This window comes from Acetobacter sp. AC2005, from assembly GCF_037901235.1.
GTDB lineage: Bacteria > Pseudomonadota > Alphaproteobacteria > Acetobacterales > Acetobacteraceae > Acetobacter > Acetobacter oryzoeni.
Map to the genome: position 1 here is coordinate 2,640,535 of NZ_CP149625.1, position 22,540 is coordinate 2,663,074.

The 22,540-nt window shown below is 52.7% G+C and carries 19 protein-coding genes and 1 pseudogene; 12 read left to right on the forward strand and 8 right to left on the reverse strand.

The genetic code is table 11. The annotated features are described in order from the left end of the window. The first annotated feature begins 33 nt into the window (after nt 1-33). Nucleotides 34-2,196, forward strand: a complete 2,163-nt coding sequence (gene shc, locus QQM41_RS12585) for a squalene--hopene cyclase (RefSeq protein WP_339077339.1) — start codon at nt 34-36, stop codon at nt 2,194-2,196. A 75-nt stretch (nt 2,197-2,271) separates the two neighbouring features. Here shc and QQM41_RS12590 read toward each other — a convergent pair whose 3' ends face one another. Further along, on the reverse strand, nt 2,272-2,964 hold the full coding sequence (locus QQM41_RS12590) for a hypothetical protein (RefSeq protein ID WP_339077340.1): 693 nt from the start codon (nt 2,962-2,964) through the stop codon (nt 2,272-2,274). 27 nt (nt 2,965-2,991) lie between these two features. Next, nucleotides 2,992-4,089 (reverse strand): putative sulfate exporter family transporter, encoded by a 1,098-nt coding sequence (locus tag QQM41_RS12595; protein ID WP_339077341.1) that lies wholly within the window; start codon nt 4,087-4,089, stop codon nt 2,992-2,994. A 54-nt stretch (nt 4,090-4,143) separates the two neighbouring features. Here QQM41_RS12595 and QQM41_RS12600 point away from each other — a divergent pair. Beyond that, nucleotides 4,144-5,054: pseudogene (locus QQM41_RS12600) on the forward strand (LysR substrate-binding domain-containing protein). Between the two features lie 26 nt (nt 5,055-5,080). Here the strand turns inward: QQM41_RS12600 and QQM41_RS12605 are convergent. From QQM41_RS12605 to QQM41_RS12620, 4 genes are read right to left on the reverse strand one after another with little or no spacing between them, the layout of a single operon-like run. Next, the gene (locus QQM41_RS12605) at nt 5,081-6,532 is read right to left on the reverse strand and encodes a TolC family protein (protein ID WP_339077342.1); all 1,452 of its coding nucleotides are present in this window, start codon (nt 6,530-6,532) and stop codon (nt 5,081-5,083) included. Next, a complete protein-coding gene (locus tag QQM41_RS12610) occupies nt 6,533-7,660 on the reverse strand; it encodes an ABC transporter permease (RefSeq protein ID WP_339077343.1) in 1,128 nt (375 codons plus the stop codon). After that, nucleotides 7,660-10,395 carry a ribosome-associated ATPase/putative transporter RbbA gene (gene rbbA, locus QQM41_RS12615; protein ID WP_339077344.1) on the reverse strand — a complete coding sequence of 912 codons (2,736 nt, stop codon included), beginning with the start codon at nt 10,393-10,395 and terminating at the stop codon, nt 7,660-7,662. Before rbbA ends, QQM41_RS12610 begins: the two co-directional genes overlap by 1 nt. Beyond that, nucleotides 10,395-11,378 carry an HlyD family efflux transporter periplasmic adaptor subunit gene (locus tag QQM41_RS12620; RefSeq protein WP_339077345.1) on the reverse strand — a complete coding sequence of 328 codons (984 nt, stop codon included), beginning with the start codon at nt 11,376-11,378 and terminating at the stop codon, nt 10,395-10,397. Before QQM41_RS12620 ends, rbbA begins: the two co-directional genes overlap by 1 nt. A 391-nt stretch (nt 11,379-11,769) precedes the next feature. Between QQM41_RS12620 and QQM41_RS12625 the strand changes: the two genes are divergently transcribed. From QQM41_RS12625 to QQM41_RS12650, 6 genes are all read left to right on the forward strand, one after another. After that, nucleotides 11,770-12,045 carry a SelT/SelW/SelH family protein gene (locus tag QQM41_RS12625; protein WP_050819809.1) on the forward strand — a complete coding sequence of 92 codons (276 nt, stop codon included), beginning with the start codon at nt 11,770-11,772 and terminating at the stop codon, nt 12,043-12,045. 509 nt (nt 12,046-12,554) lie between these two features. Beyond that, nucleotides 12,555-13,265, forward strand: a complete 711-nt coding sequence (locus QQM41_RS12630; RefSeq protein WP_087652088.1) for an energy transducer TonB — start codon at nt 12,555-12,557, stop codon at nt 13,263-13,265. 90 nt (nt 13,266-13,355) lie between these two features. Continuing rightward, nucleotides 13,356-14,354: a MotA/TolQ/ExbB proton channel family protein gene (locus tag QQM41_RS12635; RefSeq protein WP_339077346.1), complete on the forward strand. Its 999-nt coding sequence runs from the start codon at nt 13,356-13,358 to the stop codon at nt 14,352-14,354. Nucleotides 14,355-14,387: 33 nt separating this feature from the next. Continuing rightward, nucleotides 14,388-14,807 carry a biopolymer transporter ExbD gene (locus QQM41_RS12640; protein WP_128104741.1) on the forward strand — a complete coding sequence of 140 codons (420 nt, stop codon included), beginning with the start codon at nt 14,388-14,390 and terminating at the stop codon, nt 14,805-14,807. Between the two features lie 54 nt (nt 14,808-14,861). Continuing rightward, entirely contained in the window at nt 14,862-15,302 is a 441-nt protein-coding gene (locus QQM41_RS12645) for a biopolymer transporter ExbD (protein WP_339077347.1), read from the forward strand. 86 nt (nt 15,303-15,388) lie between these two features. Beyond that, entirely contained in the window at nt 15,389-16,981 is a 1,593-nt protein-coding gene (locus QQM41_RS12650; RefSeq protein ID WP_339077348.1) for a gamma-glutamyltransferase family protein, read from the forward strand. Here the strand turns inward: QQM41_RS12650 and guaD are convergent. After that, nucleotides 16,978-18,300, reverse strand: coding sequence for a guanine deaminase (guaD, locus tag QQM41_RS12655; protein ID WP_339077349.1), 1,323 nt, complete (start codon nt 18,298-18,300; stop codon nt 16,978-16,980). The genes QQM41_RS12650 and guaD overlap by 4 nt on opposite strands. Nucleotides 18,301-18,304: 4 nt before the next feature. After that, nucleotides 18,305-19,207 (reverse strand): LysR family transcriptional regulator, encoded by a 903-nt coding sequence (locus tag QQM41_RS12660; RefSeq protein ID WP_339077350.1) that lies wholly within the window; start codon nt 19,205-19,207, stop codon nt 18,305-18,307. Nucleotides 19,208-19,363: 156 nt separating this feature from the next. On the opposite strand from QQM41_RS12660, the gene QQM41_RS12665 reads away from it, so the two are divergent. Genes QQM41_RS12665 through uraH form a run of 4 tightly spaced genes read left to right on the forward strand, consistent with a single transcriptional unit; the run spans nt 19,364 to nt 22,538 of the window. Continuing rightward, on the forward strand, nt 19,364-20,782 hold the full coding sequence (locus QQM41_RS12665; RefSeq protein WP_050819808.1) for an NAD(P)-binding domain-containing protein: 1,419 nt from the start codon (nt 19,364-19,366) through the stop codon (nt 20,780-20,782). A 27-nt stretch (nt 20,783-20,809) separates the two neighbouring features. Next, entirely contained in the window at nt 20,810-21,703 is an 894-nt protein-coding gene (puuE, locus tag QQM41_RS12670; protein ID WP_339077351.1) for an allantoinase PuuE, read from the forward strand. Next, nucleotides 21,700-22,209, forward strand: a complete 510-nt coding sequence (uraD, locus tag QQM41_RS12675; RefSeq protein ID WP_339077352.1) for a 2-oxo-4-hydroxy-4-carboxy-5-ureidoimidazoline decarboxylase — start codon at nt 21,700-21,702, stop codon at nt 22,207-22,209. The genes puuE and uraD overlap by 4 nt, the downstream gene beginning before the upstream one ends. Continuing rightward, complete coding sequence (uraH, locus tag QQM41_RS12680; protein ID WP_050819805.1) at nt 22,206-22,538, forward strand: hydroxyisourate hydrolase; 333 nt, start codon at nt 22,206-22,208, stop codon at nt 22,536-22,538. The genes uraD and uraH overlap by 4 nt, the downstream gene beginning before the upstream one ends. Nucleotides 22,539-22,540 lie beyond the last annotated feature (2 nt).

A 22,540-nucleotide genomic window follows, 5' to 3' on the forward strand; every position in this document is an offset into this window, starting at 1 on the left:
GTCTTTCATGATATTTCGCGCAGGTATGACACAATGAATATGGCAAGCCGTTTTTCATTAAAGAAGATTTTGCGTTCCGGTTCAGACACACAGGGAACAAACGTTAACACCCTTATTCAGTCTGGAACCTCGGATATTGTGCGTCAAAAACCTGCTCCACAGGTTCCGGCAGATCTGTCAGCCCTGAAAGCAATGGGGAACAGCCTGACACACACGCTGTCTTCCGCCTGTGAATGGTTGATGAAGCAGCAAAAGCCCGATGGCCATTGGGTGGGTTCTGTTGGGTCCAATGCCTCCATGGAAGCTGAATGGTGCTTGGCCTTGTGGTTTCTGGGGCTGGAAGATCACCCTCTGCGCCCACGTCTGGGCAAGGCTTTGCTTGAAATGCAGCGGCCCGATGGCTCTTGGGGCACATATTATGGTGCTGGCTGTGGTGATATCAACGCGACTGTGGAATCTTATGCAGCTCTCAGATCTTTGGGTTATGCAGAAGATGACCCGGCCGTTAGCAAAGCTGCTGCATGGATTATCAGCAAAGGTGGCCTGAAGAATGTGCGTGTTTTCACCCGCTACTGGTTGGCCCTGATTGGGGAATGGCCGTGGGAGAAAACACCGAACCTTCCGCCAGAAATTATCTGGTTCCCCGATAATTTTGTTTTTTCCATTTACAACTTTGCGCAGTGGGCCCGCGCCACCATGATGCCGCTGGCAATTTTGTCTGCGCGTCGTCCATCACGCCCGCTGCGCCCGCAAGATCGGCTGGATGCTCTTTTCCCTGAAGGGCGGGCAAATTTTGATTACGAACTGCCCACCAAAGAGGGCAGGGATGTTATTGCGGACTTCTTCCGTCTGGCAGATAAAGGCCTGCATTGGCTGCAGTCTTCTTTTCTTAAACGCGCTCCTTCGCGGGAAGCGGCCATTAAATACGTGCTGGAATGGATTATCTGGCATCAGGACGCAGATGGTGGCTGGGGTGGTATTCAGCCGCCATGGGTGTACGGGCTGATGGCCCTGCATGGTGAGGGCTATCAATTCCACCATCCCGTTATGGCAAAGGCGCTGGATGCACTGAATGATCCGGGTTGGCGGCATGATAAAGGGGATGCCAGCTGGATTCAGGCCACAAACAGCCCGGTATGGGATACCATGCTGTCTCTCATGGCGCTGCATGATGCCAATGCCGAAGAACGCTTTACACCAGAAATGGATAAGGCTCTGGATTGGCTGCTTTCTCGCCAAGTGCGTGTGAAGGGGGATTGGTCTGTTAAACTCCCCAATACAGAACCCGGTGGCTGGGCGTTTGAATACGCCAATGACAGATACCCCGATACAGATGATACCGCCGTTGCGCTGATTGCTCTGGCATCCTGCCGCAACCGGCCTGAATGGCAAGCCAAAGGCGTAGAAGAAGCCATTGGCCGTGGCGTGCGGTGGCTGGTTGCCATGCAAAGTTCCTGCGGTGGCTGGGGCGCTTTTGATAAGGACAACAACAAGAGCATTCTTGCCAAAATCCCGTTCTGCGATTTTGGGGAAGCGCTGGATCCGCCATCGGTAGACGTTACGGCGCACGTTCTGGAAGCTTTTGGCCTGTTGGGCTTGCCGCGTGATCTGCCCTGTATCCAGCGTGGGCTGGCTTACATTCGTAAGGAGCAAGACCCAACAGGGCCCTGGTTTGGCCGCTGGGGTGTAAATTACCTGTATGGCACCGGGGCTGTTCTGCCTGCTCTGGCGGCATTGGGTGAGGATATGACACAGCCTTACATTTCCAAGGCGTGTGATTGGCTCATTAACTGTCAGCAGGAAAATGGCGGTTGGGGTGAAAGCTGTGCATCCTATATGGAGGTATCTTCCATCGGCCACGGCACCACCACGCCATCCCAAACGGCTTGGGCTCTTATGGGGCTGATAGCAGCCAACCGTCCGCAGGATTATAAGGCCATAGCCAAAGGCTGCCGCTACCTGATTAATTTGCAGGAAGAAGACGGAAGCTGGAATGAAGAGGAGTTTACCGGTACGGGCTTCCCCGGTTACGGTGTAGGCCAGACCATCAAGCTGGATGACCCTGCCATTTCAAAGCGTCTGATGCAGGGGGCCGAGCTCTCACGCGCCTTTATGCTGCGTTATGATCTTTACCGCCAACTCTTCCCGATTATCGCACTCAGCCGTGCGTCCCGTTTAATCAAAATCGGAAACTAACTTACAACAAGGATGCAGAGGGAAACTTCTGCATCCTTTATAATTTAGACATTACGTCATCCGGCTTGGCAGTATTTAATGCCCCGAAGGGGTGATTGAGTCCTGATTATCTGCGGTGTGGCTGCCGGTTATGGCCATATCGCCACCGCCCTGCATACCGCCACCATTACCACCCCCGCCGCCACCGGCTTTTTCTGCTCCACCATCTTTCCCTTTGCCGCCAGAAGCCTGCACGCGGGTTGGGCCTTGTGTGGGAATACTCAGATCAGATGGAATAGGGGCAAGATCCAGCGCCTGCCTTACAAAATTACGCAAGGATACAACCAGATCATGCGTATGCACCCGCTGGCCTGCTACCAGTTCACGCGCAGCATGTTCTGCTAAACGCACATGCTCTTCCGTACCCAGAAGAATGATGTCGGATAAAGCTGCCTCTACAGCATCACGAATACGCCGTGCCCGGTCTGATGCATTGGCATCTTCCAATATGGAAGTGGTTGTTGTGGCATCCGTGTCCGCCATAACACGGAAATCTCGCTTATGCCGCGGGTCTACCGCCAGATCTCCGGTAAAAGAGCCACCCAATGTGCGGTAGGCTGCAATCAATGTGCGCAAACGTTCATTGATCTGGCGGTTCATACGCTCTCGCCGCTGCTGGATGAGCACCATCATCAACAGTCTGATGCCCACACCAATCAAGGTAATGAGCGAGAGCCCAATCATGGTGAACAGGAAGCTGTGCCATGAACTGAAGTCTAGATTATGCAATATGGGCTCCCGATGCTGATGGCTGTTCTAGAACATGACTTTAAGCAGTAACATACTGGCACAAATCAGCCCGAGTAGAGAAAACCCTTCCGTCAGAAGCAGTGGACGGCCCGCCCGAAAAACCGAACGTATGTCTATGCACAAGCCCAACGCAGCCATGGCCAGAATGGTTAAAAAATTGGCTGTAAAGCTTAACGACGCAATGAGTTCATGCGGAATAACGTTCACGGAACGCACAATCATCATGACAATAAAGCCAACAATGTACCACGGCACCATCTGCGGAGCACGATGCGTATGCTGCACTTTTCCACGGTTGAAACGTGCATGAAGTATGGAAAGGACAATACACACTGGCCCCAACATCAACACACGCATCAGCTTCACCAGCATACCAATATGGCCTGCATTACCGCCAAAAGCCGAGGCCGCAGCTGCAACCTGGGGCACGGCATAAACCGTTAGCCCGGCAAGGGCGCCACCGGTGCGGCTATCTAGGGGCAGAAAGGGCGCTACAAGTGGCAACCCCACAACCAGTATGAGGCCACCTGCTGCCGTAAAGGCAATAGTTGCGCCAATATCTTCATCTTTGGCATGAATGGTGGGGGCTGCCGCCATAATGGCCGAATTGCCGCAGATGGAGTTTCCGCAAGCTACCAGTAGAGTTTGGGGTAAAGGTAACCCCACCAGGCGGCCAATGCAGCTGGTAAATATCAGGCTAAATGCCACCAGCCCCATAACGCCAACCAAAAGCCATGGCCCGGCAGCAAATGCGGCATCAATACTAAAAGAAGCCCCAAGCAGCACAATCCCGATGTTCAAAAGCGTTTTGGAGCATGTTCTGATACCCGGCTGCCACAGATGATCTGGCTTATGCATAGCCCGCACCACAACGCCGGCAATAAGCGCCAGATTGAGCATTTCCAGCCAGATTTTCCCAAATAAAAATCCTTCAACCTGCTGGCAAAGGTAAGCAATGCCCGTAATACCCAAACACAATAAAACACCAGGGAGATTATGGCTGATAACGTCCAATATACGCTGTTTGAATAATGGCTGCGCCTGAGATGTGGTGAACATGGCAATTTCCCTTTCTGCGCAAAAAATAAGGGAAAGCCATTTCATCACTCCAACTCATTATTCTATTCATTCCAATCGAAAATTGTGATTGATTGAAGTATGAAATCAGGCATGACACTAGAACAGCTTCGCTTTTTTATTGCGGTTGCAGAGCGCGAGCACGTTACTGCGGCCAGCAAGGCCCTGCATGTTACGCAATCCGCCGTATCTGCCGCCATTGCCACGCTGGAAGAACAGCATGGGGTCAAGCTGTTTCACCGTGTTGGGCGTGGTATTTGCCTCACAGAAGCAGGCCGTCTGTTTTTACCAGAAGCACGTGCAGTTCTGGCGCAGGCAGAAACGGCCGAAAATATGCTGGAAGCTTTTAGCGGGCTAAAGCAAGGCACATTACGCGTTGTTGCCAGCCAGACTATAGCTGCCTATTGGCTGCCAGCGCTTTTGGTAAAATTCCACCGGCAATATCCGCAAATTGTTATGGATATTGCCATCAGCAACACAGAAGCAACACAGAAGAAGCAGCACATCGTGTTAAAAACGGTGAAGTTGATTTGGGTATTGTGGAAGGGCTGGTGGGTGATCCCGCCTTGGCGCAATGGCCCGTTGCAACAGATAGCCTGAGCATTGTGCAAGTCGATGCGCATGTGCCTGACACTATAGATGCCACGTGGCTTCGATCTGCCAAATGGGTCATGCGTGAACCGGGTTCTGGCACCCGCACCACACTGGAATACGCTTTGCGCCAACACGGCATAGACCCGGCAGAACTGGATGTAACGCTTGTGTTGCCTTCTAACGAGAGTGTGCGCACTGCCATTGAGGCAGGGGCTGGTATTGGTGCTCTTTCTGCGCTCGTCATTGCACCCGCCGTACAGGCGGGCACGTTGCATGCCGTGCCCCAAGCGTTGGGCACACGCTTCTTTTATGGCTTGCGGCATAAGGAGCGTTATCGCAGCCCTGCAGCAGAAGCTCTGTTGGATTTAATTGCCCAATCCAGCAAAGTTCAGACCTAAAAGCACAGCAAGAGGCACTAGACTTTTTACCGCTTGGTTGTTTGCGTATCCCAGCCACCGCCCAAAGCCCGCGCAAGGCGCACTGTCGCCAAAGCCTGCCGGGTTTGGGCACTTGCCAGTTCATCCTGTGCGGAAATCTTTTTTATCCGGGTAGTCAGAATATCCTGCATGGTAAACTGCCCGCCCTCGTAAAGGCCCTGCGCCTGAGTTGTGGCGAGAGAGAGGGATGAAACTTCTCCACTCAGGCTGGCAATGTTCTGGTCTGCGCTGGAACGGCTTTCATAGGCGTCTTCCACTTCTGCCAAAGCTGTCAGAACCGTTTGATCATACGATGCCACAGCCTGCTTTAGCTGAGAGTCCGCCGCGCGTATCTTGGCCTGTATGCGCCCAGCCGTAAAAATAGGCAGATAGGCGTTAACAGCCATAAGCCCGCCAGAGCCGGATACACCCGGAATACCATCAAACCGCAAGCGCCCATCACCACCAAAAAACTCTAACCCAAACCGTGGCAGCAAATCTGTTTTTGTGCTGATCAACCGCTCCAGATTGGCTTGCACAATATTCTTTTGCAACAACACATCTGGCCTGCGGTCCAGCACTGTAGAAGGCAATTCGGTAGCCGGTGGCGCTGGCACTCGGTATTGCGCCGGTGCTGACAGATCAGGCGCCTGTTCGGGCGGGAGGCCGGATAGAATAGCCAGCCGATGCCGGCATACATCAAACGCCGCAACCAGTAATGGCCGTTGTGCTTGTACCTGATTGATCTGGGCCGTTATGGTTTCCAGATCAGCCCGTGTTGTCTGGCCGGCATCAAATCGGGCTGTAGCATAATGCAAAAGCTCCTGCAGCGTGCGGGCTGATTGATCCAGCAACGCAATACGCTGTTGCAGCCCGCGCGCTGTAAGGTAATTGGCGGCCACATCTGCCGCAATGGCCATGTGTGTGCCATGCAGCACATCTGCCGCAGCCAAGGCCATATGTTGCGCGGCCCGTTTACGGGCGCGGTTGCGGCCCCAGATATCTGGCTCCCACGCCATGGTTATGCCGGCCAGATGCCCATCCGTTGCCGGGTCCTGAATGTCTGGGTCTGCCATTTTCATAAGCGGTGGCACCGGGTGCCGCCAATCCACACCACCACCCATCATGCCGCCTGTTGCGCCAATAGTCGGATACAGGGCGGACTTGGCCATTTGGGTATAGGCGCGAGATTCCTGCACGCGCTCTTGCGCCATGCGTATTTCCGGGTTGGCGGCTAACGCATTTTGCACAAGCTGATCAAGCAACGGATCCTGCCATGCTGTCCACCAGTTTGTCAGGTCCGTAGGTTGTGCATCCTGCGGTGTAGCACTGAACTGCGCCGGAACCACCACGTGGGAAGGCGGTAGTTTGGTATGGAAAGGAGAGCACGCCACCAAGCCAGTGCAAAGAAGAGTGCTGAACAATAAGCGCGTAGAAGAGGAAGAAAGGGACATCAGCATTCAATCCTGGCGGGCAAGCATGGAACGGAAGCGAAGCAGCGCCATGGCAAGAAAGAGAGTAGAAGAGAACACAATAGCCAGCAGCGAAGGCCAGATGCTTTCCAGCCCCGCACCGCGATACAGAATGGATTGTGAAATTTTGACAAATTGCGTGGTAGGGAAAAACCGCACCAAGGATTGCACAGCCTCTGGCATACTTTCTACTGGTGTTGCCGCGCCAGAAAGCAGGTAGGCCACGGCATAAACCGGCACGACCAAAAGCCCGAACTGCGGCATGGTGGGCGCAATGGTTGCCAGCATCATCCCCAGAGATGTTACCGAAAACAGATATAAAACAAGGCAGGCGGCAAACAGTAAAGGCGAGCCAGAAATAGGCACAGCCAGCCCGATATGCACAATAACCCAAAGGGAAAGCATGCTGGCTACAAAGATAACAGCACCATTTGCCAGAATTTTCCCAATAGCAATCTGGCTGGCGGAAACGGGCAGAACAAGCAGGTGCTCAATGGTGCCGTGCTCACGCTCACGAATAACCGCAGCCCCAACCAGCACGATGGAAAGAATTGTTGCGTTGGTGACAACCTGCATCACAGACGTAAACCATGCAGATTCACTATTCGGGTTAAAACGGATGCGGCTTTCAGGATGAAACGGCATCAGCTTGTTGATATCGGGGGAATGGAGCTGCGCCTCTACTTCACCCAGAAAAATCTGTTGCAGATAAACACTGCCAAGCCCGGCCTGCGTCATAGCCGTGGCGTCAATTAGTTCCTGTATCTGTGGCGTGCGGCCTGCCAGCACATCGGCTTCAAAACGCGGTGGAATATCAATAACGAAATTGTAGGTTCCGTTATCCATGCCTGTTTTACCGTCAATACGGTTGGTTAGGGTAGGGGGCTTGAAGTAAGGCGGCAGCACAACAGAACGTAACTGGCGCGAAAGGGCTGAGTGATCTTCATCAATAAACGCAACTGTTGCGTTTGCAACATCCACACGCACCCCATGCGCCACCAGAACAATGGCCGCAGAAAATGCAAAAACAATCAGGCCCATCAGCACAAAATCACGCATCAGGCTGTGGAATTCCTTGCGGCACAGCAGGCCGACATTTATGAGCCAGCGCAGCATCAAGTATCCTGCTTTTTCAAGAAAAGGCGTGCCCCCACCATGTAAAGCGCGGCAAAACCACCCAGTGCCAGATACATGGAAAGAAAGGATTTAATACCCAACCCCTTGGTAAAACTGCCAAGGCTAATAAGCTGAAACCACGAAGCCGGGAAAGATTTGCCCAGATAATAGGTAAACCCGGTAAGTGTTGAAACCGGATACAGCAAGCCCGAAAAATTGGCAGACATAATCAGGCAGATAATGGCCGTACCAAAAATAGCCGCCACCTGAGAACTGACAAAAGTTGAAATCAGCAGCCCCAGCCCGGTGCTTGCCAGAATATACAGCGTGGCCCCAATGCTCAGCCCTACAAAAGAGCCTTTAAGCGGCACCCCCAGAACGGTAACAGAAAGCGCCACCAGCACCAGATAAGCCATGACAGCCAGTGCCACGTAAGGCAGTTGCTTGCCCACCAGATACTGCCCGGAACTGGCGGGGGAGGCATATAGGTTCATAATGGAACCAATTTCCTTTTCCCGCACAACACCAAGAGCTGTCAGCATGGTGGGAACAAGAATAAGCGCCAGCATGATGGTGCCGGGGGTCATGGCAAAAATGCTGCGGAATTCCTGATTGTACACAAAGCGCGGCACTATGCTTACGGGTATCAGACTGGATGTTACGGATGCCGGCAGCGTTTTTTGCATATTCGCCATATAGGTTAACAGCACGGCATCTGTGTAAGAACGCACATTGGCGCTTAAAAAGGGCATGGAGCCATCAATAACCACACCAATGGCCGGGTTACGCCCTGCGGCAACATCTCGGCCAAAACCGGGCGGGATATCCAGCCCCATTGCAACCTGCCCATGGCGTATGCGTGTTTCCAGCGTTTCGCGATCTGGTGAAAACGCGGTTTCCTGAAAATAACGAGAGCCCCGAAACTGCTCCACCAGTTCACGGCTGGCATGGGTATGATCGTAATCTACCACAGTGTAGCGAATGGTGTTGATATCGAACGAGATACTATAAGCTGAAATCAGCAGCAGAATGGTCGGGCCAAGAATGGCGAACATCAACCGCAGGCGGTCACGCATCAGTTCCACAGCCTCACGCCGCGCAAAAGCCCAACAGCGCGAAAACCAGCGTATGTAAGGCGGTATTGTGCGCATTGCACCCGTTGCTGCTGCGGCAGCCTGCTGGGGCTTGGCAACAGCTATGGAATTACCTGCTTTTTCCAGGCACGAAATAAACGCATCTTCCAGAGTGGAGGCACCTTCCTCCTTCGTAATCTCGGCAGGGGTGCCCATAGCCAGCACCTTGCCCTTATCCATAAGGGAAATGCGGTCACACCGGGCAGCTTCGTTCATGAAGTGTGTGGAAACAAAAATGGTCACATGTTTCTGGCGTGAAAGTGCTACAAGGTGCTTCCAGAACATATCCCGCGCAGCCGGGTCCACGCCAGAAGTTGGTTCATCCAGAATAAGAATATCCGGGTTGTTAATGCAGGCGGCGGCAAGTTGCAGCCGTTGCCTAAACCCCAAGGGCAGGCCCGTTGGGCGGCTATCGGCCTCATCGGCCAACTGAAAGCTTTGCAGCATGTTTTCAACACGCTGTTTGGCCTCGGTTGAGGAAAGCTGAAAAAGCTCTGCCTGCAACATCAGGTTCTGGCGTACCGTCAGTTCTTCATACAAAGAAAAACCCTGAGACATATAGCCAATACGCATACGCGTTTTCATGTCTCCCGGTGTTATCGGGCGGCCAAACAGGGTTGCAGTGCCGCTGGTAATATCCAACAGCCCTGTCAGCATTTTCATGGTGGTGGATTTACCGCAGCCGTTAGAGCCCAGAAACCCGAAAATCTCACCCCGACGGATACGGAAACTCACATGGTCAACCGCCGTGAAAGACCCAAATTTACGTGTCAGGTTTTCAGCATCAATAACCGGGGGGCTGCCATCATCCTGATAAGGCGGAATTGCAAAATCAGAAATCTCCTTCTGATCCGCCGCAGGCAAAAGTGAGATATAAGCCGCTTCCACCGTTGTGGTGTGGGTCTGTTTCTTCACCTCATCTGTGGGGCCAGAGGCCAGAATACGCCCGTCATTCATGGCCACCAGCCAAGAAAACCGCTCGGCTTCATCCATATAAGCGGTAGAAACAATAACGGTCATGGAGGGGCGCTCAGCCCGCATTTGCTCCACCAACGCCCAAAACTGACGCCGGGAAAGTGGATCCACCCCCGTTGTGGGTTCATCCAGAATAAGCAAGTCTGGCTCATGCACCAAGGAGCAGCAAAGGCTGACCTTTTGCTTCATACCGCCAGAAAGGTGGCCTGCGGGTCTGTCTGGAAAAGGCGCAAGACCGGTAGCATCCAGCAGATGCGTAATACGGTTGGCGCGGGTTGTGGCATCCAACGCAAACAGCCGGCCAAAAAAGTCGATATTCTCACGCACAGAAAGGGTAGGGTAGAGGTTTTTGCCCAACCCTTGCGGCATAAAAGCCAGGCGAGAAAGAAAAGCCTCTCGCCCGGCTCTGTTGCTGATATCCACACCAAGTGTGTGAATGGCCCCACGCTGAAGATGCCGAACCCCCGCAATCAGCCCCAGAAGTGTTGATTTACCAACACCATCCGGCCCAATAAACGCAATGGTTTGCCCTGCGGGAAGGGTAAGGGAAATATCGTGCAGAACATCGCGCCCACCATAAGCATGGCTTACACCTTCAACACGAATTTCAGAAGCAGATGCCCCCATTATCTGGCATCGCCAGACAGTGCTGCTTTAGGCCAGGCGGCATCTGGCCGTTGCTTGATATAGCCTTCACCCGTCATTCCGGCTTTTAACAATGTGCCAAGTTTCTTCTGCTCATCTGCGGTTACGCGCAGTTTTACGCGGTATACAAGCTGTTCACGCTCGGTGGCTGTTTCCACATATTTGGGGGTGAACTGGGCCTGACTATCAATAAAGGAAACAGTGGCTGCAACAGGCGTATCCATTCCATCAAACCGGATGCGCGCTTCATCACCTATTTTCAGATTGCTAATAGATGCGGTGGAGAAAAACAGCGTCATGTAAGGATCCACCGGATCCAGCATGGAGTACACACGCCCACCCGGTGGCAGAACACTTCCCGTTTCAATAACACGGTATTCAATCCGGCCAGAAACAGGGGCGCGAATAGTCATATCATCCAGAACGGTCTGAACCTGATTAACCTGCGCTGCGGCACCCTCTTTGGCATGCACGGCTTCCTGCACGGCCTGAGAGGCCGCATTTACCGCAGCCTGTGCAGTTTCAACCTGCGTGCGCCGTTGCGTAACTTCCATATCGGAAACAAGGTTTTGCTGCCGCATTTTCTGGGCATGCCGCAATTCATCACGTGCAAGTTGCAAGGCTGCCTGACGCGCCACAAGCTCAGCCGAGGCTCGGCCTGCCGCACTTGCTGCGCGATTTTGCTGTGCACTTACCTGATCGTATTGCGCCTGAATGGTTGCCTTATCTTCCTGCGCAAGAATCTGACCGGAGGTTACGGTGTCCCCTTCCTGCGCCAATAATTGCGTAATGCGCCCCGGATATTTCACGGCCACATCCACACGGGTAAATTCCAACCGCCCGTTTCCGTAAATAATGCCATCTGGCACACTTTGAGCGACTTGATGTTCATGCCATGCGAAGGCCCCGCCCGCGACTGCAAAGAGAGAAACAGCGATGATTGCAATTTTGGCAGGAGTTTTCACAATAAACCTTGCTGGAAAAAAGCTGATAACAATATGTTCAAAGCGCAGAATGCAGACGGGGCATATGATTAAATTATGACACAATGGTCAAGTTATTATTTTATATACCAACACATTGCTCTACACAGGCTGCATAACCTACAATTTTCTGAGTTTTGCAGATTAAAAGAACAACACAAACCCCTCAATGATCTTGATCAAAAAAGCTGCATAAACACCTTACAATTGCACCAAAACAAATTGACATTTTGTTCATGTTTGAAGTGTATCATAATGAAGTTGTTACATATCTAAAGCATCTATATCGCTTTAAAAACAGACGTTAGCATAGCAACCTTACCCATTGCCCATTCGTCTTTGACATTAGAGATTCAAACCGGAAAACACACTTATGCCTTTGCCCCGCGTTTCCATTTACTATTGCACACAATGCAACTGGCTTTTGCGCGCTGCATGGATGGCGCAAGAACTCCTTTCCACTTTTGGAAATCAATTGGGCGAGGTTGCACTTTGCCCTGATACAGGGGGAAAATTTGAAATCCGTTTAGATGATAAAGTAATATGGGAACGCAAGCGGGACGGGGGCTTTCCCAACCCCAAAGAACTCAAGCAAAGGGTAAGAAACATTATTGCTCCCGAAAAAGATCTGGGACACATAGATCGATAAAAAAAGCATATACAAAACTTAAAATAATTACTTTTACCTTTATTTCTACATTTTATTACTCATAAAATATTCATTTACGAGCATTCGTATATAACAAATACATAATTTACAAAAATATATTTAATATTCGCGCACCCATTTGTATTCCTGAACATTTTATTTTGCAGCATTGTCTCACGCATCACGCTTTTTAAGATAGGGCAGAGCTTCAATTTTAAATCACGATTAAAGTTTTGCTTTTTATAATTGACTCAATTTTTTGTGTGTAATTTAATAATATAACTTTTAACTTCGTTGTTTTGCGTGAGGAACTGATATGCGCTGCCATGATTCTGACGGACATTTCCCACCCGATCACTATTTGGCAACGAGGAAGTGCATTTTTTGTTTTTGGTAAGAAACGAAAATTTATCTTAACTTTTAAAAGTAACTATTTATCAGGAATAATATTTTTCTAGAGTTGCTTTTCCAGAGGTTTTTCAAGAAAGCAACGGAGGGAAACTGGCGCAATGCAGGATAACTCTCAACGAACAGAGGGGAAGGAGCGTTATGTTCTTCGCGCGGGTGGTGCGGTTGGGGCTGGTGCGCTTATAGCGGTTCTTCTTTTGCATGGAGCTGGTGTGTGGGGGCTGATGTATGGGATGGGTACGAAGGCGAGCGTGCCCGTTGAACACCCGCCCATCCAGACGGAAGTGCTGCCACCACCTCAGCCGCCACCGCCGCCACCTCCACCGCCGCCGCCACCGCCGGTGATGGCAGAGCCGCCGCCGCCGTTCATTCCACCGCCCAAGATCAAGGTGCCGCCGCCGCCCAAGCCGCCTATCAAGCATGTGGCCAAGGCGCCACCCAAACATCCGGCACCCCCACAGACCAAAACGGCCAAGGCACCACCTGCCGCTACCGAACCCGCAGCCAGCGCACCGTCATCCGATGCGCCAGACACCACGGCCGGAACGGCACCGCTTAACCATGTGCAGCCGGTCTATCCCCCAGAAATGGAGGAAGACAACATTGAAGGCCGCGTGACGGTCGCATGTGATGTGGAACCCACGGGCATGACCAGCAACTGCCAGGTGCAGTCGGTCTCTGGTGGTCAGGCCTTTGCCCAGGCGGCGTTGGATTACGTGCACAAGGCCCGTTATCGCCCAGCCATGCGCAATGGTGTGCCGGTGAAGGAACTGCACAAGGTCTATGTCATCCACTTCAAGCTGGATGACTGAGATCAGCTTACGAACACAATAACGGATTGCCCGGCCCATAATGGCCATACCCTGCCGGATCGGGCCCTGATGATGAGGATTATGAGGAAGATGACCAGACTGCCCCGTTCTTTTGTGTCAGGTCTTGCGGCTCCGGCTCTGGCGCTGCTGATGAGCACTGCAACCCCAGTTGCGGCTTTTGCGCAGGATGCAGCACCCGCAGCCACGGCCCCGGCTCCTGATGCGGCGCCATCTTCCGCACCGGCACCTGCCGCCACACCAGATGCAGCCCCAGCCCCTGCGGCACCAGAAGCGCCTGCACCTGCTGCCAGCGCCCCGGCTGAACAGGCTCCACCTGCAGCAGACACCAAGGAAGAAGCCAACCCCTACGGTCTGGGTGCTCTGTGGTCCAACGGCGATATCATTGCCCGCGGCGTGCTGCTGATCATGCTCACCATGTCCCTGGGCACTTGGTATATCATGATCACCAAGTTCATCGAGCAGGCCCGCCTGTTCGCCGCCGCCAAGGAAGCCACCAAAAGCTTCTGGACCAAGCACAGCATCCAAGAAGGTGCTTCCGCACTCACTTCCACATCCCCGTTTCGCTACATCGCCGATACCGGTATTGTGGCTGCCGAACACCATGAAGGCACGATGCAGGAAAGCATTGACCTGCATAGCTGGACGGGCATGTCCATCCAGCGCGCGGTCAACAACATCCAGAACAGCCTGCAAAAGGGTCTGGCCTTTCTGGGCACCGTGGGCTCCACCTCTCCGTTCATCGGTCTGTTCGGCACGGTGTGGGGGATCTACCACGCGCTGACAGCCATCGGCATTGCCGGTCAGGCTTCCATCGACAAGGTGGCAGGGCCCGTGGGTGAATCCCTGATCATGACGGCCATTGGCCTGGCCACCGCTGTGCCGGCCGTTCTGGGCTACAACCTGCTGGTGCGCCGTAACAAGACGGCCATGGACTTGGTGCGTGACTTTGCCGCTGACCTGCAGTCCATCCTTATCGGTGGCGTGCGTCATGGGGCTGCGGTGGATCAGATTGTGGTGCGCCCGGATAACTCCCCCACCACGGCCACGGTTTCCAACCGCGTCGGCTAATCAACGGGTCAGGTCAAGGCAAGGAGAACGCTTATGGGCATGCAGGTTGGCGATAGCGGCGGGGAAGACGACGTCGTCTCCGCCATCAACACCACACCGCTTGTGGATGTGATGCTGGTGCTGCTGATCATCTTTCTGATCACCATTCCGGTGGCGACACATACCGTGAAGGTGCAGCTGCCCAAGGACATGAACCAGCCAACCCAGACCAAGCTGAGCAATGTGGTTTTGGCAGTCACGGCGGATGGTCAGACCTTCTGGGATGAAACGCCGATCAGGGACCGGGCCGATCTTCTGGCCCGGCTGGAGAAGGCGGCGGTGCAAAAGCCCCAGCCGCAGATCCAGATCCGCGGAGATGTGACCACACGCTATGAGAGTGTGGGCCGTCTGGTGGCGACGTGTCAGGAAGCGGGCATCAGCCATATCGATTTCATTACGGAAAAGCCGAAATAGGCAGGGGCGGGTGGCGCAGCACGCCACCCCATCCTGTGGGGGAGAGCACAGGCCATGGGCATGAATGTTGGCTCTGAGAGCACAACGGAAGATGAAGGCATTGTTGATATCAACACCACGCCGCTGATTGACGTGATGCTGGTGTTGCTGATCATGCTGATCATCACCATCCCGTTGCAGACGCAGGCGGTCTCGATTGATCTGCCGCAGGGCAACCCGCCGCCCAGCACGGAAGAAACACCTGTGGTGACACTGGTTGTGGACTTTGACAACTCGCTGACCTGGAATGGCCAGCCCATCAATGGCGAGGCCGATCTGCAGGCGCATCTGCGTGAGATCGCCAGCGGGCCAGAGGCTTCCCGCCCGGAGTTCCGCCTCCAGCCCAACCGTCTGGCTGACTACAAGACCGTCATCCACGTCATGGCCGACGCACAGCGTCTCGGCGTCACAAAACTCGGAATCGTCGGGCAGGAACAGTTCGCTGACGGTAAGTAATAGGGAGGGGTTTGACCTGCTGGCGTGGTCAAGTATCTGATACGTCGTATTATCTTATTCCCATTTATGAAAAGCGGTTGATTGTCATGCAACATACATTCCAGTCGGGACGCGGGATGGTGACATCACCGCATCATCTGGCCAGCCAGAGCGGCCTTTCCATACTAAAACAGGGCGGCACAGCCCTGGAGGCCGTTGTAGCAATGGCCTCTACCTTATGTGCCGTTTACCCACATATGACCGGCATTGGGGGCGATGCCTTCTGGCTGGTTTCTTACCCAGATGGCCGGGTAGAAGTTATAGAAGCCTGTGGTGCCGGAGCTTTGCAGGGTTCAATAGACGCATATCGTAACGCGGGCCATACAACTGTGCCATGGCGTGGGGGCTGGGCGGCCAATACAATGGCAGGCACTGTTTCTGGCTGGCAGCTTGCCTTGCAACAGAGTGCATCTATCAAAAATCCCCTTCCAATAAACGCACTTTTGGAAGATGCCATTTGGTATGCAGAAAATGGCTATGTTGTTTCAGAAAGTGAAGCAGAACTTCTGGCCTCCAAGCAAAATGAGCTTTTGCAAAATGAGGATTTTGCGCAGTCCTATGCGCCGGATGGCAAATTGTTTCAGCATGGCATGGTGCGCAAGAACCCAGCATTAGGGCATACGCTACGTCAACTCGCTCAAGATGGGCTACAAAGTTTCTATGCTGGAACGACCGCACAAAACCTTTTGCAGGATCTACAACGAATAAGCAGCCCCTTAAGCTCTGAAGATTTTTCATCACATGAGGCCGTCTTCAGGAAACCGCTTGCCGCAAAGCTGAAACATGCCCAGCTTTACAATGCGCCACCTCCAACGCAGGGTGTAGCATCTTTGGCTATTCTACGGCTATTTGAAAAACTGGGTGTACAGGAAGGCGTGGGATTTGCCCATATACATGGGTTGGTAGAAGCAACAAAACAGGCTTTTCTGTTCCGCAATGCCCATGTGGGTGATCCACGATGGATGACAGAAGACGCTCAGGCTTTTCTGGACAATGAAGAGCTTTGCACTGAACTGGCGCATAAAATTGACATGCAGCGTGCTTCCCCGTGGCCTCAGCCTTCACAGGCTGGAGATACGACATGGATGGGTGCCATTGATTCCTCTGGCGTTGCCGTAAGCATGATACAAAGCCTGTATTTTGAGTTTGGATCTGGCGTTTTTCTGCCGCAAACGGGTGTTCTCTGGCAAAATCGCGGAGCCTCCTTCCAACTGGAGGAAGGCGCATGGAATGCCTTTGTGCCGGGGCGCAAGCCTTTCCATACTCTCAACCCGGCACTCGCACATTTTGATGATGGCCGCGTGATGGTTTACGGCACAATGGGGGGCGAGGGCCAACCTCAAACACAGGCCGCGGTTTTTACCAGATATGCACACTTTGGCATGCCTTTGCAGCAGGCTGTTACGGCGCCTCGGTGGTTGTTGGGCCGCACATGGGGCAGTGAAAGCCAATCCCTGAAAGTGGAAAGCAACATGGATGCGGGCGTTGTGGCCAAGCTGGAAAAAGCAGGCCACCCCGTAGAGCGTGTTGCACCTTTTTCTAATATGATGGGGCATGCCGGCGCTATTGTAAGGCATGCCGATGGTATGCTGGAAGGTGCAGCTGACCCGCGTAGCGATGGATGTGTGGCGGCTTTTTAAGGCCGCTCATACACAGCTTTCCCATTCACCCATGTTGCTTTTACGCTGCGGTCATCCCCCAAGATCATCAACGGGAAAAGCATATCCTGCACCGCCTGGCAGTGGGCGGTTCTTTGCGCAAGCATGGGTGTAGCGGCTGGATCCAATATACAAAGGTCAGCCTCCATTCCGGGTGCAATACGGCCGATTTTTGTATCCAGTTTAAGTGCTTCTGCGGCTCCAGCCGTTGCAAGCCAAAAAGCCTGAATGGCTTGCAACCGTTCTCCGCCAGCCATGAGTGAAACTTTATAGGCTTCGCCCATTGTGCCGAGCATGGATAACGTTGTGCCTGCACCAACATCTGTGCCCAGCCCAACATGAACGAGTCGGTCTGACCTAATGGCGTCAAACAGCTTGAATAAGCCACTCCCTAAAAACAGATTGGAGGTTGGACAATGTGCAAGTGTACACTTGGCATGATGGCAGTGCTGAAAATCTGTTTCCTGCAAATAAATACCATGCCCAAAAATAGAACGTGCTCCAACCAAACCTGCTTGCGCATAAACATCCAGATATGAAGCGGATTCTGGAAACAAGCTGGAAACAGCTTTAATTTCATCCATATTTTCCGCCAGATGTGTTTGCATAAAGACATCAGAATGGCGCGTGAGCAGATCTCCAGCCATTTCGAGTTGTTCTGGCGTGCTGGTAATGGCAAAGCGAGGTGTTACGGCATAAAGCTGGCGGCCTTTATTGTGCCAACGTTGGATTAAAGCGGTTGAATCATCATATCCACTTTTGGCGGTATCACGCAGGTTGTCTGGAGCATTGCGGTCCATCAGCACCTTGCCCGCAATCATGCGGGTTCCACGTTTTTCTGATTGTCTGAAAAACGCATCCACCGATTGCGCATGCACAGTGCAATATACAGCCGCCGTGGTTGTGCCATTCCGCAAAAGCTCGTCCAGAAATGCACTGGCAACTGCTTCTGCGTAAGTGGAATCATCAAACCTGGCTTCAGTTGGAAAAATATATTGTTCCAACCACGGCAAAAGCTGCTGCCCCCACGAGGCAATAGCGGGCATTTGTGGATAATGGACGTGCGTATCAATAAACCCGGCAGAAATAATGCTATCCGGATAATGCGTAATCGGAACTGCCTTATCCAGCTTGGGTGCAAGGGCCGCATAAGGCCCGCAGTCCGTTATGCGGCCAGCTTCCATTACAATCAGGCCGTCTTCTTCAACGCTCAAACTTTCTTCCGGGGGCACCATAAAAGGATTGCCCTTGAAAGTGATGTAGCAACCCCGAATAGCCGTTTTTGCAGAAGAGACTGACATGATTTTATAGCTGTTCCAGAAAGAAATTTTCAATTTCACTAATAATAAACCGCGCTGCCGTAGAAAGCTGGCGAGAACGATCTACACACAAAGCCAAGGGAAGTGGCGTAAGTTTTTTATGCACGATAGGGGTGAAAGCCAGCTGATTTTTTTGCACCTCATCATAGGCATCCAGATAACTTAATATCCCAATTCCCGTGCCTTCCAGCACCAGAGATTTGATCATCTGAATATTATCTGCGCGTGCAACAGCGGCTATTTCTATCCCTGTTTCCGCTTCCAAAAGTCCAATGGGCCGCCAAAGCGCAAGAGGAGGAGAGGGCACAATAACAGGATATTCCGCCGCCACACTAAAGCGTGCCTCACTCAACGCTGCAACGGGGTGAGACGGCAGAGAAATAAACCCTAGCGGGATTTCCTTATGTGCCCGCACGGTCAATTCCCGCATGTGGCTTGGGTTGAACATCAGGGCAAAATCTGCGTGTCCCTTTACCAAAAGCTCTCCCATATTCTGGCTTTTGCGCACATGCACACTTACCAGAATACCTGGGTGACTTTCACGCAACCTCCCCAGAAGAACCGGCAGAAAACCTTTGGTGAGCGCATCCGGGATAAGAATATCCGCCGTGCCCTGCCGCAGGCCTTTAAGGTTATCTAGCTGGATTTTAAGCGTATTTAAGTCTCGCGACCAATGGCGGCAGGATGTTAAGAGTAACTCTCCGGCGGTTGTCAGGCGCAGGCCCGTTGGCAGGCGCTCAAACAACAGCGTGCCCAGCAATTTTTCACCCTGAAGAATCTGCCTATCAATAGCGGAAGCGGCAATATGCAGTTCGTCCGAAGCCTTACGGATTGAGCCATGCTGAGCAACAGCCATGAAGTAACGAAGAAAACGGGAAAAAACTGGCATTTGCTTTTGCTCTCATTTTGCGAACGCACCATGCTGAATTATGTCATATACAAGAACGATGCGGATGTGAAACATTATGCTTGATTTTATCGTCGTTGTCAGGGGCATGAATCAGATTGTTTTCGGGCAACGCATATTTCGGACTGATATGCAGGCATGGAACAGCTTAATAAACGTGTGCGTGATGATCTCGCAAAAATTCAGTATGCAACAGGCAATTGGTGCATTCCCCACAAGCATGATGGCGAAGATGTTCTGGATGTTGCTATTATTGGCGGCGGGCAGGGTGGTCTGGCCACCTGCTTTGGGCTGAAGCGGCGCGGCATTACAAACACCTGTATTTTTGATACCGCCCCTAAAGGGGGAGAAGGCCCGTGGATTACGTTTGCACGTATGCTAACACTGCGTACGCCCAAATATGTTACTGGCCCGGACCTCGGTATCCCCAGCCTGACACCTCAATCCTGGTATGAAGCCCGCTACGGTGCTGCCGCATGGCATACGCTGGATAAAATCTCCCGTCAGGATTGGCAGGCTTATCTGGATTGGGTGCGTGATGTTCTGGAACTGCCCGTAAAAAATGAGCACGAACTGGTAGATATTGAGTGGCAGGACAACCTGCTGAAACTGACATTTTCATGCGCTGGCGGTGTGCAAAAACAGGTTTGGGCACGTAAAATTGTGCTGGCAACTGGTATTGAAGGCGGTGGCGCATGGCATGTGCCAGACTTCATTACCAAATCACTGCCCAAAACACGTTATGCCCATACGCATGAACAGATTGATTTTGAAAAACTGCGCGGCAAACGCATTGGCGTTCTTGGGGCTGGGGCCTCGGCTTTTGATAACGCTGCAACAGCTTTGGAACATGGCGCCAAGCAGGTTGATCTGTGCCTGCGCCGCAAAAAAATTCCATCTGTAAATCCCTATCGCTGGATGGAAAATGCCGGGTTCCTCAGCTATTTTTCAGAACTGGATGATCTGGTGCGCTGGCGCTTCATGCGGCGGATTTATGATCTCAACCAGCCGCCCCCGCAGGATACGTTCTGGCGCTGCCGGAGCCATAAAAACTTTGCCTTTCACACGGGCACTCCATGGCTTTCCGTAAAGGAGGAAGGCAAGGAAGTGGTTGTGACCACACCACATGGTGAAATGCGATTTGACTTCCTGATTATTGGCACCGGTTTTGTAATTGATCTGGCCCAGCGGCCGGAACTGGCCAAACTGGCACCACATATTGCCCTCTGGCGGGATTGTTTTGCCCCACCGGAAGACGAACAGAGCACACTTTTGGGCAGTCACCCCTATCTGGGCGAACGCTTCCAGTTTCTGCCGCGCAATGCGTCTGATCCGCTGGCTCCCATGCTTGCGGCTATCCATAACTTTACATTTTCTGCCACACCCAGCATGGGGCTTTCTGGTTCCTCCATCAGTGCCATGCGCTTTGGGGTGGAAAAACTAACCTTTGGCATCGGACGTGATCTGTTTGTGCAGGACGGTGAAAAACACCTGCAAAGCTTGCTGGATTACAACGTAGATGAATTGGTTAGTCTGGAACCTCCTCAGTGTGTTTGATGATGTGTTCTGGAAGGTAGGGAAATAATGCAGAATTACCCGCGCGATATGGTTGGATACGGCGCTTGCCCGCCGGATCCTCACTGGCCGAATGCGGCCCGCATAGCCGTACAGTTTGTGGTGAATTACGAAGAAGGTGCCGAAAACTCTGTTCTTCACGGAGATAAAGGGTCCGAGGCCTTTCTTTCGGAAATGATCGGCACAACATCTATCATAGGCGAACGCTGCATGCAGATGGAAAGTCTGTATGAATATGGCAGCCGCGCGGGGTTCTGGCGCTTACACCGGTTGTTTGAAAAGGCAGGCATAAAGCCCACCGTATTTGGTGTGGCAACAGCCATGGCGCGTAACCCCGCAGCCGTTGCCGCCATGCAGAAAAGCGGGTGGGAAATTGCCTCCCACGGCTTGCGCTGGATTGATTATCAGCATGTGCCCGAAGATGTTGAGCGCGAGCATATTCGGCAAGCCATAGCGCTCCATACGCAGGTTACGGGGCAGCGCCCACTAGGCTGGTATCAGGGGCGCACAAGCCCCAACACAGCACGCCTTGTGGCTGAAGAAGGCGGCTTTGTTTACGATGCAGATTCCTACGCAGATGACCTTCCGTATTATGATAGAACACACGGCAAGCCACAGCTGATTGTACCTTACACACTGGACGTAAACGATATGAAGTTTGCGGCCCTGAACGGCTTTACGGAAGGTGAACAGTTTTTCCGTTACCTGCGAGACTGTTTTGACATGCTGTATCAGGAAGGCGGGCGCATGATGTCCGTTGGCCTGCATTGCCGTCTGGCAGGCAAACCCGCGCGGGCATTGGCTGTCGCCAAGTTCATACAGCATATCCAGCAATATGAAGATGTGTGGACACCAACCCGCTTGGAAATTGCCCGGCATTGGCAAAAGGTGCACCCGGCATGATACGCCTGCAGGATGTCAACACGCTCTCTCCTCAACAGTTTGTTGAAGCATTTGGCGGCATTTACGAGCATTCTCCGTGGGTGGCCAAAGCAGCTGCAAAGCAGCGCCCCTTTGCCTCCATGCAGCAGATGAAGCACGCTTTTTCTCAAGCCGTGCAACAGGCTCCAGAAAGCCAGAAGCTGGCTTTGGTACGTGCTCACCCTGAACTCGGCCACCGTATGGGCATAGACCCGGACCTAAGCGCTGAATCAACGCAGGAGCAGGGGAGTGCCGGGTTAGATAAGCTCTCTCCCGCAGAATACAGGCAACTGCGTGATCTGAATGATGCGTACCAGAAAAAGTTTGGCATGCCGTTTGTTATTTGTGTTCGACAAGCCACCAAAGCCGTTATTCTGGAAGCCATGGAACAACGTCTGACAAGTTCTTTTACGGAAGAGCTTGCAGAGGCGCTAAAGCAGATTGATGCAATAGCAGCCCTGAGATTGCAGGATAAGGTGCAGGCATGAGCTCTCTTTCCACACATGTGCTCAACACAGTTTCTGGCCGTCCGGCCAGTGCTGTGCAGATCCGCCTTTTTGCGGGCGATACCCTTGTGTTTACGGGGCTAACAAATGCCGATGGCCGGTGTGCGGAGCTCAGAAGTCTTGAGCTCAAATCCGGCACGTATCGGCTGGAATTTGAAATAGGTGCCTATTTCCAGCAACAGGGCATGAACCTGCCGGAACCTCTTTTTCTGGATGTCGTGCCAATTGTTTTTGGGTTGGGTGAGGCCATGCACGCCCATGTGCCGCTACTTGCTGCGCCTTATGGTTATTCCACTTACAGGGGAAGCTGAAA